This is a genomic window from Pseudomonas sp. SG20056, assembly GCF_031764535.1.
Taxonomy (GTDB): Bacteria; Pseudomonadota; Gammaproteobacteria; order Pseudomonadales; family Pseudomonadaceae; genus Aquipseudomonas.
Genome location: NZ_CP134499.1, coordinates 3,685,102 through 3,699,294 on the forward strand (window position 1 = coordinate 3,685,102; position 14,193 = coordinate 3,699,294).

Consider the following 14,193-nt stretch of genomic DNA (forward strand, 5'->3'; position numbering starts at 1 on the left):
GACCGGGAGTCATTTTTAACGTCGCGCAGCGACGGCCTAAAAGGTGGCGCCATGGATGGCAGGCAATAAAAAACCCGCACTAGGCGGGTTTTTTATCATTCAAGCATGCTTGAAATGGTGGGTCGTGTGGGATTCGAACCTACGACCAATTGGTTAAAAGCCAACTGCTCTACCAACTGAGCTAACGACCCAAAAATGGTCGGGGTAGGGGGATTCGAACTCCCGACATCCTGCTCCCAAAGCAGGCGCGCTACCGGACTGCGCTATACCCCGATGAAAGATTGGCTCCGCGACCTGGACTCGAACCAGGGACCCAATGATTAACAGTCATTTGCTCTACCGACTGAGCTATCGCGGAACTACTTGCTTCCTTTCTCAGAAACCGGATCCGGTTGTTAAATCGTTTCCCGTGTCTGAGGCGCGCCATTTTACGTTTCCGCGCGCGCCTGTCAACCCCTTAAATTGCTTTTAGTACAATGATTTGCAGCTGCGTGAGCGGCTGCTATATCTTCCCTATGTCTGTATTCATTGCAGGACGCACCAGCCGCAAGGCTCCAGCCAGGAAAGTCCATGAGTAACCAGGGCACACCACCAAATCCACCCGGCGCAGCACAGACCCTAGCCAGCCGGGGCATCCAGCCGCGCTTCGGTGACCTGGTGCAAAGCTGTCGAAAATTGGTGATGAATCGCCTGGCCGAACACCTGACCGGCGTCTTCGCCCAGGTCGACGACACGCTGTTTGAGTGCGCCGAAAAAGCCGAGAACAACCAGGTACAAACCCTGTTCTTCGACAACATGCGCGAGATCCGCCGACAGCGCCCGCAGATAGAACGCAGCTACCACCAGCAGATCGCGCAGAACTTCTCCGACTTCCTCGAAGGCAAGCTCAAGCCACCGCCCAGCGCCAGCGAACTGGACGCAGAGCACATGGCCCTGGTGCAGAACGAGGACTACGAAGAAAGCCTGCAAGTCACCAACATGGTCAGCCGGGTCAAGGCACGCTGCGCGCAGCCGCTGTTTGCTCTGGAGCAGCGCCTGGCGCTGCTGAATAACGGCCAGAAACTCGTCGAGGACATCAACCCCTTCGGCCCGCAGATGATTGCCCAGGCGTTTCGCGACGCCCTGACGCCCTGCCCGTTTCCGCTACGCATAAAGGTCATCCTTTATACGTTGTTTGATACGCACGTCATGCAGAGCCTGGACGGCATCTATGCCGCGCTGAATCAGCGCCTGATTGATGCCGGCGTACTGCCAAACCTGAAGTACACCGCACAGCGCAACAGCCCGCCAGCACGCCCCAAGGCAACACCCGCCGCATCCGCCGAACACACGACCGAAAGCAGCGCCAGCAGCCAGAAGCAGGGCACTGCCACTGCTACGCAACCGCCTGGGCAACCCTACAGCGCGGGCAACACAGACTTGAGCGGCCCACCGCCAAGCGACCCTCAGGAGTTACTGGGTAGCCTGGCGACCTTGCTGGGTGAACACCGCCAACGCGATATTGACGCCCCGCTGCTTGGCGGCACCCGCAGCATTGCCAGCTTCACCCCACGCGAGGCGACCAGCACCTATAGCGCCTCAGCCCTGCTGGATGCACTTAACCGCATGCAGCAGCAATCGGCCAACGACCTGTCGCAGCGTTTGAGTCGCCCGCAGCAGGTAGAAGGTCTCAAAGCGGACCTGCAACAACAGCTGGAAGCCCACAGCGAGCTGCCTGGCCAACAGAAGGTTTCCGACCAGGAAGCCGACGTGATCGACCTGGTTGGCATGCTGTTCGACTTTATCCTCGACGACGACAACCTACCGGACAACTGCAAGACCACTCTGTCTCACCTGCACACGCCGTACCTGAAAGTGGCACTGCAGGACAAAGCGCTGTTCACCCAACATCATCACCCTGCCCGCCGCCTGCTCAACGCCATGGCCCAAGCCGGCGTGCTGTATGGTGGTGAAGGCGACGAACGCGGTCTGTTGGCCAAGATGCAGTGGGTAGTCGAGCGGGTTATCCATGATTTTTTCGGCGACCTGCAACTCTTTGAAGGCCTGCTGGAAGAGTTCAACGAATTCGTTGCCACCCTCAGACACAAGGTCGAACTGCGCGAACGTCGCGCAGTGGAAGCAGCCAAAGGCCGCGACAAACTGCTCGGCGCACGCCAGCACGCAGTCGAAGTGATCGCCAACAGCCTGAACAATCGCCAGCCGCCGAATATCATCCGCAACTTCCTCGAACTGACCTGGGCCGATGTGCTGGTATTCGTGTTGTTGCGCAATGGCGAACAGAGCCCGGAATGGCAGCGCGCCTGCGAAGCGGCTGAGCAGCTGGCCTGGAGCGGCACGCTGCTCGATGAAACAGGCCGCGAGCGCCTGCAGAAACTGCGCGTGCCGCTGCTCGAAGACCTGCGTAAAGGCCTGGAATTGCTCGGCGGCTACCACGAAGACGGCATCCGCCGCCTGCTGCAGGACCTGGTGGCCTGCCAACATGCCGTACAGGCCAAACAGCCACTGGTGGCTGCCCAGCTCAAACCAACCCTGCCCGAGAGCCCACTGGGCGCCATGCTCGGTGAAGACGCCGCACTGGCCACCCTGGCACCACGCGAATCAACACTCTCGACCCGCGCGCAGGCGCTGGCCAAAGAACTGGGGCATATCGAATTCGGCACCTGGTTCGAGTTCGTCACTGGCGAACAAGTGCGCACACTCAAGCTGTCCTGGTTCAGCCCAACAACCCGCAATTACATGTTTGTCGACCAGAGCGGTCAGCGCGTGGCAATCAAGCCACTCACCCAGCTGGCCACCGAAATGGAACAAGGGCTGGCGCGCATCGTCACCCCCGAACGAGGTGCACCACTGGTGGACCGTGCCCTTACCGCCATTTACCGCGTGCTCCAGCGTTTTACCGGGCGCACAGCTGAGCCTCAAGAATAAGGAACTCCTATGGATGACGAACGTCGCCTGCACAGCCGACATAATGCCGACGTGCAACTGGAAGTCTTCGACTTACACACCGGGCAGCGCCTGGGTCGTGTGGTTGACCTGTCCGCCGATGGCTTCATGCTGTTCAGTGACACGCCGCTGACCGCAGACGAACTGGTGGAGTGCCGCCTGGTCAGCGAACAGGTGATTGAAGGCGTATGCGAAATAACCCTGGGGGCCGACTGCCTGTGGAGCCGCCCCGGTGCGGACGGCCAGCACTGCTGGGCAGGTTTTCACATCATTGACCTGGCAGAAGACCAGGCTGCAGCGCTGGAAGTCCTGCTCAAGCACCTGTAACCCGCCGAATAAAAAACACCCCGGTCAGCGCGAACTGAACCGGGGTGTTTTTTATTTTGCAGCCCTATTGTGGCGACAGCGTTTAACCAAAGACGATTTCATCGCCCTCAACCTTGCCTGTCACACTGCTGCCTGGGGCGAACTTGCCCGCCAGAATCAGCTGCGCCAGGGGGTTCTCGATCCAGCGCTGTACCGCACGTTTAAGCGGACGCGCACCATAGACTGGGTCATAGCCGACGGCGATCAGCTTATCCAAGGCCTCGGCAGACAACTCCAGGCTCAGCTCGCGCTCAGCCAAACGTTGACGCAAACGACTCAGCTGGATTTGCGCAATACCAGCAATCTGATCGCGAGCCAGCGGTTCGAAGATCACCACTTCATCGATCCGGTTGATAAATTCCGGGCGGAAGTGCGTGCCCACCGCATCCATCACTGCCGCCCGCTGCGCCTCGCGGTCACCGACCAGTTCCTGAATCTGCATGGAGCCAAGGTTGGATGTCATCACGATCACGGTGTTCTTGAAGTCCACGGTGCGGCCATGGCTGTCAGTCAGGCGCCCGTCTTCCAGCACCTGCAACAGCACGTTGAACACATCCGGGTGAGCCTTTTCCACCTCATCCAGCAGGATCACTGAATAGGGTTTACGGCGTACCGCCTCGGTCAGATAACCGCCCTCTTCATAGCCAACATAGCCCGGCGGCGCGCCGATCAGCCGCGCCACGGAGTGTTTCTCCATAAACTCGGACATGTCGATACGCACCAGAGCCTCTTCGGTGTCGAAGAGGAATTCGGCCAGCGCCTTGCACAGCTCGGTTTTACCGACCCCGGTCGGACCAAGGAAAAGGAACGAACCGCTCGGCCGATTCGGATCCGACAACCCCGCACGGGAGCGCCGTACCGCGTTAGCCACGGCAACCACGGCTTCGTCCTGACCGATGACCCGCTGATGCAGCAGACCTTCCATTTTCAGCAGCTTGTCGCGCTCGCCTTCGAGCATCTTGCTTACCGGAATACCGGTCCACTTCGACACCACTTCGGCGATTTCTTCCTCGGTGACCTTGCTACGCAGCAGCTGGTTCTCGCTCTTGCCGTGCTGATCGACCATCTGCAGGCTGCGCTCCAGATCGGGAATAATCCCGTACTGCAGCTCGGCCATACGATTGAGGTCACCCTTGCGCCGCGCCGCCTCAAGCTCCTGTCGGGCCTGCTCGATCTTCTGCTGGATCTGCGCCGAGCCTTGCACTTCGGCCTTCTCAGACTTCCAGATATCTTCCAGGTCGGCGTACTCACGCTCCAACCGCGCAATGTCTTCATTGAGCTTGGCCAGGCGCTTGATCGCCGCTTCGTCGTCTTCCTTCTTCAGCGCCTGGGCTTCAACCTTGAGCTGGATCAGACGCCGCTCAAGGCGGTCGAGCACCTCAGGCTTGGAATCGATTTCCATACGGATGCGGCTGGCCGCTTCGTCGATCAGATCGATGGCCTTGTCCGGCAACTGACGATCGGTGATGTAGCGGTGCGACAACTTAGCCGCGGCGATGATCGCACCGTCGGTGATCGCCACCTTGTGGTGCACCTCGTAGCGTTCTTTCAGGCCACGCAGAATGGCGATGGTGTCCTCTTCGCTCGGTTCATCAACCAGTACCTTCTGAAAGCGCCGCTCCAGCGCCGCGTCTTTCTCGATGTACTGGCGATACTCGTTGAGCGTGGTCGCGCCAACGCAATGCAACTCACCGCGCGCCAGCGATGGCTTGAGCATATTGCCCGCATCCATTGAGCCTTCGCCCTTGCCAGCGCCAACCATGGTGTGCAGTTCATCGATAAACAGGATGATCCGCCCTTCCTGCTTGCTCAGCTCATTGAGCACCGCCTTCAGGCGCTCCTCGAACTCGCCGCGGAATTTGGCCCCTGCGATCAGCGCGCCCATATCCAGCGACAGCAGGCGCTTGTCCTTGAGGCCATCCGGCACTTCACCGTTAACGATGCGCTGGGCCAGACCTTCGGCAATCGCAGTTTTACCGACGCCCGGCTCGCCGATCAGTACCGGGTTGTTCTTGGTTCGGCGCTGCAATACCTGAATGGTGCGGCGAATCTCGTCGTCACGACCGATTACCGGGTCGAGCTTGCCTTCTTCGGCACGCTTGGTCAGGTCGACGGTGTATTTATCCAGAGCCTGGCGATTTTCCTCGACGTTCGGGTCATTTACCGCATCACCGCCGCGCAGGTTGGTCACGGCATTTTCCAGCGCCTTGCGACTAACGCCCTGACCAAGCAACAGTTTGCCCAGCTTGGTGTTCTCATCCATCGCGGCCAGCAGCACCAGCTCACTGGAGATGAATTGGTCGCCCTTCTGCTGCGACAGGCGATCAGCCTGATTGAGCAAACGCGCCAGGTCCTGCGACAGATTGACGTCGCCGGATGGATTCTGGATTTTGCCCAGCTGGTCGAGCTCCTTGCCCAAGGCCAGGCGCAGGCTGTTGACATCAAAGCCGACCTGCATCAGCAGCGGTTTGATTGAGCCGCCCTGCTGCTCAAGCAATGCCTGCATCAGGTGCAGCGGTTCAATGGCCGCATGATCCAGGCCAACGGCCAGAGACTGCGCATCGGAAAGCGCGAGTTGCAACTTGCTGGTTAAACGATCAATACGCATAAACAATCAACCCTCGTGGTGATGGCAGGCCGGCGCACTGAATCGCGCCCAAACAGAAAGCCTGCGAGATGAAGAGTAGATGAGGCCGATTGTGCGGGTTTCAAGCCGAGCGGCGTTGACCTGGGTCATTTACCGCAACAGCGCCGCAGAGGCGGCACGCGAGGGTCAGTTGCCCAGCCAGATCAGGCTGGCAAAGCGCCCGGTTTGCGCCGAACGGCGGTAGGAAAAGAAGCGCGGGTCGTTGAAGGTGCAAAAATCACCGCCGTAGACTGCCACTACGCCACGAGCGGCCAGACGAATACGCGCCAACTGGTAGATATCCGCCATGAACTTGCCGGCATTGATGCTGGGCACAAATGCCGCGGCCGCCTGCTGATGCTGACCAACAAAGGCTTCGCGCACTTCTGCGCCCACCTCAAAGGCCTGTGGCCCAATTGCTGGCCCTAGCCAGACCAGCACCTGATCTGCCGGCACTGCCAATTGATCCAGGGTGGCTTCAAGCACCCCGGTAGCCAGGCCGCGCCAGCCAGCATGGGCTGCCGCAACACGGGTGCCGGCTCGATCACAGAACAGCACGGGCAGGCAGTCGGCGGTCATTACCGTGCAAGCGATACCTGGCTTTTTCGTCCAACTGGCGTCGGCTTCAAGTACCAGAGCAGGGCTGGCCTCAACCACCGCAACACCATGCACTTGCTGCAACCAGGCGGGCTTGCAGCCGAGCAGGCTGACCAATCGCTGGCGGTTTTTCAGCACGGCCTTTGGATCATCGCCAACATGCTCGCCCAGGTTGCAGCTGTCGAACGGCGCAACGCTGACACCACCACTGCGGGTGGTGACGCTGGTCTTTACCCTTGCCGGTGCGGGCCATTGCGGCGTTAGCCAGTCATGCATCCTGTCACCCTGCTCCCTGTTACGCACTCGTGTTAGCCAGCTCCTTGTCAGCCGATAAAGGCTTCACGATCCTGACGCAGCAGCGTCAGCAACCAGACGAAGTCATCCGGCAATGGCGACTGCCATTTCATCCGTTCACCGGTAATCGGATGATCCAGCTCCAGGAAACGCGCATGCAAGGCTTGACGCGGAAATTCCTTGAGGGTCTGCACCATGCTCGGGTTGGCGGCCGGCGGAATACGGAAACGCCCGCCGTAGACCGGATCGCCCACCAACGGATAACCGATATGACTCATGTGCACGCGAATCTGGTGGGTCCGGCCAGTTTCCAGCTTGACCCGCGCATGGGTATGCGAGCGATAGCGCTCCAGCACCCGGTAATGGCTGACCGCCGGCTTGCCACCATCACTCACCGCCATGCGCTGACGTTGCGAGGAGCTGCGGCCGATCGGGGCGTTAATCTTGCCGCCGGAGGTGATCACGCCAATCACGATGCACTCGTAGATACGGCTGACCGAGCGTTTCTGTAGTTGGTCGACCAGGCGGGTCTGCGCCTCGATGGTCTTGGCCACCACCATCAGGCCAGTGGTGTCTTTATCAAGGCGGTGCACGATGCCGGCACGCGGCACGTTGATAATATCCGGCACGTGATGCAGCAAAGCGTTGAGCAGGGTGCCATCGGCATGACCGGCAGCCGGATGCACAACCAGACCGGCCGGTTTGTCGATCACCAGAATCTGCTCATCCTCATAGACGATGTTTAGCGCGATGTCCTGGGCGATCCATTCGCCCTGGGCTTCCTGCTCGGCGTTCAACGCCAGCAACGCACCGCCGTGGACGATGTCGCGCGGGCGCAACACCTCACCATCGACGGTCAGCAGACCCTCTTTGATCCAGGCAGACAGACGCGAACGCGAGTGCTCAGCGAACAGGAGTGCGGCGACTTGATCGAGGCGTTGACCGCCCATTTCATAGGGCACCTCGGCGTTCAGTTCAATGATCTGCTTATTAATAGAGGACATGCTCGGCAACAGAGGGGGCATAGCTTTTGGTTTCGGCTACACGCTTGTGGTTAAATACGGCGTCTTTGCCCCAGGGGTACCGGGGGCGCTCATCATAACAGGACGGCTTTGCTCAAGACAGCCGCCGTCACAGGGACGCAAGCCGCCATGCAAGTGAAACACCTGCTGCTGATCGCAATCCTCGCCCTCACTGCCGCCTGCTCATCGAAGCCCGTGGTCGACGAAAATCTGAGCGAGACCGAACTCTACCAGCAGGCACAGGCCGACCTGGATAATAGTAGCTACACCAGCGCCGTCGCCAAGCTCAAGGCACTGGAGTCCCGCTATCCATTCGGCCGCTATGCCGAGCAAGCGCAGCTGGAGCTGATCTACGCCTACTACAAGAACGTTGAGCCTGAAGCTGCCAAGTCTGCGGCTGATCGCTTTATCCGCCTGCATCCGCAGCACGCCAACGTCGATTACGCTTACTACCTCAAGGGCCTCGCCTCGTTCGACCAGGACCGCGGCCTGATCGCGCGCTTCGTCCCGCTGGACATGACCAAGCGCGATCCTGGTGCCGCTCGCGACTCGTACAACGAGTTCGCCCAGCTCACCAGCCGCTTCCCTACCAGCCGCTACGCACCAGACGCCAAGCAGCGCATGATCTACCTGCGCAACCTGCTGGCCGCTTACGAGATCCATGTGGCGCACTACTACCTGACCCGCAACGCCTACGTGGCAGCCGCCAACCGTGGCCGTTACGTGGTGGAAAACTTCCAGGAAACTCCAGCAGTTGGCGATGGCCTGGCAGTAATGACCGAAGCCTACCAGCGCCTGACGCTGGATGACCTGGCTGCCACCAGCCTGGAAACCCTCAAGCTCAACTACCCGGATCACCCGAGCCTGGTCGACGGCCAGTTCGTGCCGCGCGAAGAAGAAGCCGACAGCCGCTCCTGGCTGGCCAAGGCCACCCTAGGCCTGATCGAAACCGACACCCCGCTGCCGCCGGGCGAAACTCGCGCCAGTCAAGACGTGATTCGCCAGTATGAAGATGCCGAAGAGCAGATTCCGGACGAACTCAAAACTGGCACCAGCGAAGAGAAGCCAAGCCGCTCCTGGTTCAGCTACATGACTTTCGGCCTGTTCGACTAAGTCGACCAACGCTGTTAATCAAGGGAGGCTCAAAGCCTCCCTTTTTTATTGGCCAGATGAGCGGACCTACAACCGCACACATGCTTACAGCCAAACACCAAGCGCCGCTTTCGCCCAATGCTTAGAAAAACAACACTCCGCGCACAGTTTCAACGCTGGGCGCACGCAAACGGGTTAGCTAAACTGCTCGCTTACCGATAGAAAGAGAGCGCCATGGGCCTGTTCCGCTTACTGTTCTGGATTGCCATTATTGCGGCGGCATTTTGGCTATGGCGACGCGTCACTCGGCCAGCAGCCCCACGCACCGAAGACCGCAACACCAGCGCCGCTCCGACACCCATGGTGCGCTGCGAACATTGCGGCACCCATGTACCGCGCGACCATGCACTGGCAAAGGGCGAACAGTGGTTCTGCAGCCAGGCGCACCTAGAACAAGGCCCACAACCCGGTGAACGCTGATTTCTCCCTGAGCGGGGAGCAAAGCCGGCGAATCCTGCGGCTCTATCACCTCTACCGCCTGGTTATCGGCATTACCCTGGCGCTGCTGATTTCCAGCGACCTCGACGCCCAACTGCTGGACATGATGCACCCGACGCTGTTTCGCAATGGCAGCTGGCTGTATCTGGCGCTCAACGTCCTGATCATCGCCACCGTGCGCCGCCCCAAGCGCCTGGCGCAGGTATTCAGCCTGGCACTGGTCGACGTGATTCTGCTCTGCGGCCTGTTCTATGCCGCCGGCGGCACACCCAGCGGCATCGGCAACCTGCTGATTGTCGCCGTGGCGATTGCCAATATCCTGTTGCGCGGACGTATCGGCCTACTGATTGCCGCAGTCGCCGCAACAGGCATGATCTACCTGACCTTCTACCTCAGCCTCAGCCGACCGGCTGCTGCCGCACAATACGTGCAGGCCGGCGCACTTGGCGCGCTGTGCTTTGCCGCCGCACTGTTTGTGCAGGGGCTGACACGCCGCCTGCAAGTCAGCGAAAGCCTGGCCGAGCAACGCGCCGCCGACGTGGCCAATCTGGAAGCACTCAACGCGCTGATCCTGCAGCGGATGCGCACCGGCATTCTGGTGCTGGATGAATTACACCGCGTACTACTGGCCAACCAGGGCGCCAACCATCTGCTTGGGCATGCCGACCTGACCGGCAAGATTCTCGACCCGCACTGCCCCGAGCTGATCAAACGCATGCAGCAATGGTCGCACAACCCCAGCCTGCGCCCCGCCAGCCTGCAGGCTGCACCCGACGGCCGAGTGCTGCAGCCGAGCTTTATCGCCCTGCAACGCGGCGAGCATAAACACACGCTGATCTTCCTCGATGACATCTCGCAGATCGCCCAGCAGGCGCAACAGCTCAAGCTCGCCTCCCTGGGCCGCCTGACTGCCGGTATCGCCCACGAGATTCGCAACCCGTTAGGCGCAATCAGCCACGCTGCTCAGCTGCTACAGGAGTCTGAAGAACTGAAAGGTCCGGACCTACGCCTGGCGCAGATCATTCAGGATCACTCAAGACGGATGAACTTAGTGATCGAGAACGTTCTGCAATTGTCGCGCCGGCGCCAGGCCGAACCGCAGCTGCTCGACCTGAAGTACTGGCTACACCGCTTCGCCAGCGAGTTCCGCAGCAGCGCGGCCCCCGGCCAAACTCTGCACCTAGAAACCAGCAGCGGCAGCATTCAAACTCGCATGGATCCACATCAGCTCACCCAAGTGCTGAGCAACTTGGTGGAAAACGGCCTGCGCTACAGCGCGCAGAAAAACAGGCACGGCCAGGTCTGGCTGAAGCTGTTCCGCGACCCGGAGAGCGAGCTGCCGGTACTCGAAGTGCTGGACGACGGCCCCGGCGTATCCGAAGAGCAGCTGCACCATCTGTTCGAACCCTTCTACACCACGGAAAACAAAGGCACCGGCCTGGGCCTGTATATTTCCCGCGAACTGTGCGAAAGCAACCAGGCCCGCCTCGACTATAAACTTCGCGAAGGCGGCGGCAGCTGCCTACGCATCACCTTCGCCCACCCGCGCAAACTGAGCTGACCCATGACCCGCCAGAGAGCCTTGATCGTCGATGACGAACCCGATATTCGCGAACTCCTGGAAATCACCTTGGGGCGCATGAAGCTCGACACCCGCAGCGCGCGCAACGTCAAGGAAGCCCGCGAATGGCTGGCCAAAGAGCCCTTCGACCTATGCCTCACTGACATGCGCCTGCCTGATGGTACCGGCCTGGAACTGGTGCAACATATTCTGCTGCGCCACCCACAAGTTCCGGTGGCAATGATCACCGCCTACGGCAGCCTGGATACCGCGATCAACGCCCTGAAAGCTGGCGCATTCGACTTTCTGACCAAGCCGGTGGATCTCGGTCGCCTGCGCGAACTGGTCGCTGCCGCCTTGCGCCTGCGCAGCGCCGATGGCGAAGAGCTGCCGGTGGACAGCCGCTTGCTCGGCGACTCACCGCCGATGAAGGCCATGCGCAAACAGATCCTCAAACTCGCGCGCAGTCAGGCACCAGTGTACATCAGCGGCGAATCTGGCAGCGGCAAGGAACTGGTCGCCCGCCTGATCCACGAGCAAGGTTCGCGCGGCGAGCAACCCTTTATCCCGGTCAACTGCGGCGCCATCCCCACCGAACTGATGGAGAGCGAATTTTTCGGCCATAAAAAAGGCAGCTTTACGGGCGCCATTGAAGACAAACAAGGCCTGTTTCAAGCAGCCAACGGCGGCACGCTGTTCCTCGATGAGGTCGCCGACCTGCCGCTGCCGATGCAAGTTAAATTGCTACGCGCGATTCAGGAAAAAGCCGTACGCGCCGTCGGCGGGCAACAGGAGCTGATTGTCGATGTGCGCATCCTCTGCGCCACCCACAAGGATCTGGCCGGTGAAGTCGCGGCCGGGCGCTTCCGCCAGGATTTGTACTACCGCCTCAACGTGATCGAACTGCGCGTGCCCGCCCTGCGCGAACGCCGCGAAGACATCGCCCTGCTGGCCGATATCATGCTCAAGCGCCTGGCCGACGGCACCGGCCTCAGCCCGGCAAAGCTTGATGACGACGCACTGGAGAAGCTCAAGAGCTACCGCTTCCCGGGCAACGTGCGCGAACTGGAGAACATGCTCGAGCGCGCCTACACCCTGTGCGAAGACGACCGCATCACCACCAGCGACCTGCGCCTGGCCGACAGCATGCCCATAAGCGAAAACGGCGAAGCCAATCTAGCTCAGATCGACAACCTGGAAGACTACCTGGAAGCCATCGAACGCAAATTGATCATGCAAGCCCTGGAAGAAACCCGCTGGAACCGCACTGCCGCTGCACAGCGCCTGGGCCTGAGCTTTCGCTCGATGCGTTATCGACTGAAGAAGCTCGGTATCGACTAAAGCGAGCATCCATTGTGGAAGGGGCTTTAACCGAGCCCCCAGAGAAACGCTCAACCCGCCGAAGCCAATCGCCCAGTCGGCGCATAGGGTGCGGGATCCACTATCGGCTCACGCCCCAACATCAGATCAGCCAGCAACTGGCACGACGCCGGCGCCAGCACCAGCCCATTGCGGTAATGCCCGCAGTTCAACCACAAGCCATCATGCCCCGGCACCGGCCCAATAAACGGAATGCCCTCAGGCGAACCAGGCCGCAGCCCAGCCCAATGCCCCACCACCTCGGCATCCGCCAACGCCGGCAACAACTCGACTGCGGACGCTTTCAGGCTGGCCAACGCCTCGTCGGTCGGCGTTTTGTCGAAACCCGCATGCTCAAGCGTGCTGCCAATCAGAATATGTCCGTCACGCCGCGGAATTGCATAACGCCCTTTGGCTAGAACGATGGCTGGGAGAAAGTCTTCGCGGCACTTGTACAGAATCATCTGCCCCTTAACCGGCACTACCGGCAACTCGATGCCAAGGGTCGCCATCAGCTCGCCACTCCAGGCACCGGCAGTCAGCACCACCTGATCGGCATACATATCACCCTGTGCAGTGTGCACACCTGTGATACGCCCACCCTCGCGAATAAACCCACTCACTGCACAATGCTCATGCAAGGTGACATTCGGCATTTGCTGCAACGCAGCGCGCAGCGCTTTGACCAAACGCGGATTACGCACATTAGCCACATCCGCCATCTGCAAGGCCCGCCCGAAGCCTTCAGCCAACGCCGGCACTGCCCGCTCTACCGCTGCGACATCCACACGCTGCAGAGGCCGCCCCTCACGCTGCGCCCAAGCGAGCGCCTCAGCATCGTCGTCAAGATCAAGCCAGTACAGGCCCGTGACATATACCTCGGGATCAATCTGCGTCTGCGCCAACAACTGCTCACCCAAACGAGGATAAAAATCCTGCGACCAATGCGCCAATGCCGTTACCGCAGGACTGTAACGCCAGGGGTAGAGCGGCGAGACGATTCCGCCCCCGGCCCAAGAAGACTCGCGCCCCATCTGCTCAGCAGCATCTAGAACAGAAACATGGAATCCAACATTTGCCAGACGCAGAGCCGACAACAAGCCAATGACCCCAGCACCTACAACTACGACCCGACTCACGCTCACTCAATCTGACTCCAATCACCTACAACACGACACGCCAAAGGCTACAGGCACATTAACTGCCAAAAACCACACTTAACCGCTCAAAGAACTCTTCAGGTGTTCAGGATGAACCCAAAAACCGCATATGGATTATCGATTGTTGAAATGCTGTACACCCTAGCGATCATCTCGGTACTTAGTATCGGCGCAACACATACTCAAGCGATGCTCAACAAACAGCGTCTTTACGATTCTCAGAGCAGCCTACACCTACTGATCCGTCGCGCCCGCCATGACGCCCTCATCTCGCGAACACGCATAACTCTATGCGCACTAACAGAGACAGGCACCTGCAAACAAGACTGGACGGGCAGTATTAGCGCCTTCACAGATCACAATGGCAATCGTCAACTTGACTTAACTGAGCTGGAGTTTTCCAGAGTTGACCTTCACCCCAGCCTCATTCTGGCCTGGAAAGGCATGAAACCCACCAACTCTATCCACTTCAGCCCAGTAGGGGTCACATTCGTCAGCAACGGCACATTCACCCTGTGCCTCCCTCAGCATAAGGAAACCGTAAAGCTAGTGATCAATAAACAAGGCCGTACACGCTCGGAGCTTACAACCCAAGCCTGCAAAGACGGAAAGACCACTCAACCGGACAATTGAACCAGCTATCACACCGCTCTTGAGTAGTCAGACTCATCTGAA

11 protein-coding genes and 3 tRNA genes are annotated in these 14,193 nt (G+C 59.8%); 7 read left to right on the forward strand and 7 right to left on the reverse strand.

Annotated features, from left to right (window positions below; genetic code table 11):
- Window positions 1-115 precede the first annotated feature (115 nt).
- From RHP75_RS17545 to RHP75_RS17555, 3 genes are all read right to left on the reverse strand, one after another.
- Window positions 116-191: transfer RNA gene (locus tag RHP75_RS17545), tRNA-Lys, on the reverse strand.
- A gap of 5 nt (window positions 192-196) precedes the next feature.
- Window positions 197-273, reverse strand: a tRNA-Pro gene (locus RHP75_RS17550).
- Window positions 274-282: 9 nt separating this feature from the next.
- A tRNA-Asn gene (locus tag RHP75_RS17555) sits at window positions 283-358 on the reverse strand.
- A gap of 212 nt (window positions 359-570) precedes the next feature.
- Between RHP75_RS17555 and RHP75_RS17560 the strand changes: the two genes are divergently transcribed.
- The gene (locus RHP75_RS17560; protein WP_311089319.1) at window positions 571-2,925 is read left to right on the forward strand and encodes a DUF1631 domain-containing protein; all 2,355 of its coding nucleotides are present in this window, start codon (window positions 571-573) and stop codon (window positions 2,923-2,925) included.
- A 9-nt stretch (window positions 2,926-2,934) separates the two neighbouring features.
- The gene (locus RHP75_RS17565) at window positions 2,935-3,270 is read left to right on the forward strand and encodes a PilZ domain-containing protein (RefSeq protein ID WP_090381671.1); all 336 of its coding nucleotides are present in this window, start codon (window positions 2,935-2,937) and stop codon (window positions 3,268-3,270) included.
- Between the two features lie 82 nt (window positions 3,271-3,352).
- On the opposite strand, the gene clpB is transcribed toward RHP75_RS17565, so the two are convergent.
- The 3 genes from clpB to rluD all read right to left on the reverse strand — a co-directional run bounded on the left by clpB (window position 3,353) and on the right by rluD (window position 7,830).
- Window positions 3,353-5,917: an ATP-dependent chaperone ClpB gene (clpB, locus tag RHP75_RS17570; RefSeq protein ID WP_311089320.1), complete on the reverse strand. Its 2,565-nt coding sequence runs from the start codon at window positions 5,915-5,917 to the stop codon at window positions 3,353-3,355.
- Window positions 5,918-6,082: 165 nt separating this feature from the next.
- On the reverse strand, window positions 6,083-6,808 hold the full coding sequence (gene pgeF, locus RHP75_RS17575) for a peptidoglycan editing factor PgeF (RefSeq protein ID WP_311089321.1): 726 nt from the start codon (window positions 6,806-6,808) through the stop codon (window positions 6,083-6,085).
- Window positions 6,809-6,855: 47 nt separating this feature from the next.
- The gene (gene rluD, locus RHP75_RS17580; RefSeq protein WP_160085539.1) at window positions 6,856-7,830 is read right to left on the reverse strand and encodes a 23S rRNA pseudouridine(1911/1915/1917) synthase RluD; all 975 of its coding nucleotides are present in this window, start codon (window positions 7,828-7,830) and stop codon (window positions 6,856-6,858) included.
- Between the two features lie 147 nt (window positions 7,831-7,977).
- On the opposite strand from rluD, the gene RHP75_RS17585 reads away from it, so the two are divergent.
- The 4 genes from RHP75_RS17585 to RHP75_RS17600 all read left to right on the forward strand — a co-directional run bounded on the left by RHP75_RS17585 (window position 7,978) and on the right by RHP75_RS17600 (window position 12,340).
- A complete protein-coding gene (locus tag RHP75_RS17585; protein ID WP_311089322.1) occupies window positions 7,978-8,961 on the forward strand; it encodes an outer membrane protein assembly factor BamD in 984 nt (327 codons plus the stop codon).
- Window positions 8,962-9,174: 213 nt separating this feature from the next.
- On the forward strand, window positions 9,175-9,420 hold the full coding sequence (locus RHP75_RS17590; RefSeq protein WP_311089323.1) for a PP0621 family protein: 246 nt from the start codon (window positions 9,175-9,177) through the stop codon (window positions 9,418-9,420).
- Entirely contained in the window at window positions 9,410-10,999 is a 1,590-nt protein-coding gene (locus RHP75_RS17595) for an ATP-binding protein (protein ID WP_311089324.1), read from the forward strand. Before RHP75_RS17590 ends, RHP75_RS17595 begins: the two co-directional genes overlap by 11 nt.
- 3 nt (window positions 11,000-11,002) lie before the next feature.
- Complete coding sequence (locus tag RHP75_RS17600) at window positions 11,003-12,340, forward strand: sigma-54 dependent transcriptional regulator (protein WP_311089325.1); 1,338 nt, start codon at window positions 11,003-11,005, stop codon at window positions 12,338-12,340.
- Window positions 12,341-12,390: 50 nt separating this feature from the next.
- Here the strand turns inward: RHP75_RS17600 and thiO are convergent, their stop codons facing one another.
- The gene (gene thiO / locus RHP75_RS17605; protein WP_409079669.1) at window positions 12,391-13,503 is read right to left on the reverse strand and encodes a glycine oxidase ThiO; all 1,113 of its coding nucleotides are present in this window, start codon (window positions 13,501-13,503) and stop codon (window positions 12,391-12,393) included.
- Between the two features lie 105 nt (window positions 13,504-13,608).
- On the opposite strand from thiO, the gene RHP75_RS17610 reads away from it, so the two are divergent.
- Window positions 13,609-14,151, forward strand: coding sequence for a GspH/FimT family pseudopilin (locus tag RHP75_RS17610; protein WP_311089327.1), 543 nt, complete (start codon window positions 13,609-13,611; stop codon window positions 14,149-14,151).
- Window positions 14,152-14,193: the final 42 nt, after the last annotated feature.

Coding starts and splice junctions, on each gene's coding strand:
- RHP75_RS17560 (WP_311089319.1), top strand. CDS start 571: ATGAGTAACCAGGGCACACCACCAAATCCACCCGGCGCAGCACAGACC.
- RHP75_RS17565 (WP_090381671.1), top strand. CDS start 2,935: ATGGATGACGAACGTCGCCTGCACAGCCGACATAATGCCGACGTGCAA.
- clpB (WP_311089320.1), bottom strand. CDS start 5,917: ATGCGTATTGATCGTTTAACCAGCAAGTTGCAACTCGCGCTTTCCGAT.
- pgeF (WP_311089321.1), bottom strand. CDS start 6,808: ATGCATGACTGGCTAACGCCGCAATGGCCCGCACCGGCAAGGGTAAAG.
- rluD (WP_160085539.1), bottom strand. CDS start 7,830: ATGTCCTCTATTAATAAGCAGATCATTGAACTGAACGCCGAGGTGCCC.
- RHP75_RS17585 (WP_311089322.1), top strand. CDS start 7,978: ATGCAAGTGAAACACCTGCTGCTGATCGCAATCCTCGCCCTCACTGCC.
- RHP75_RS17590 (WP_311089323.1), top strand. CDS start 9,175: ATGGGCCTGTTCCGCTTACTGTTCTGGATTGCCATTATTGCGGCGGCA.
- RHP75_RS17600 (WP_311089325.1), top strand. CDS start 11,003: ATGACCCGCCAGAGAGCCTTGATCGTCGATGACGAACCCGATATTCGC.
- RHP75_RS17610 (WP_311089327.1), top strand. CDS start 13,609: ATGAACCCAAAAACCGCATATGGATTATCGATTGTTGAAATGCTGTAC.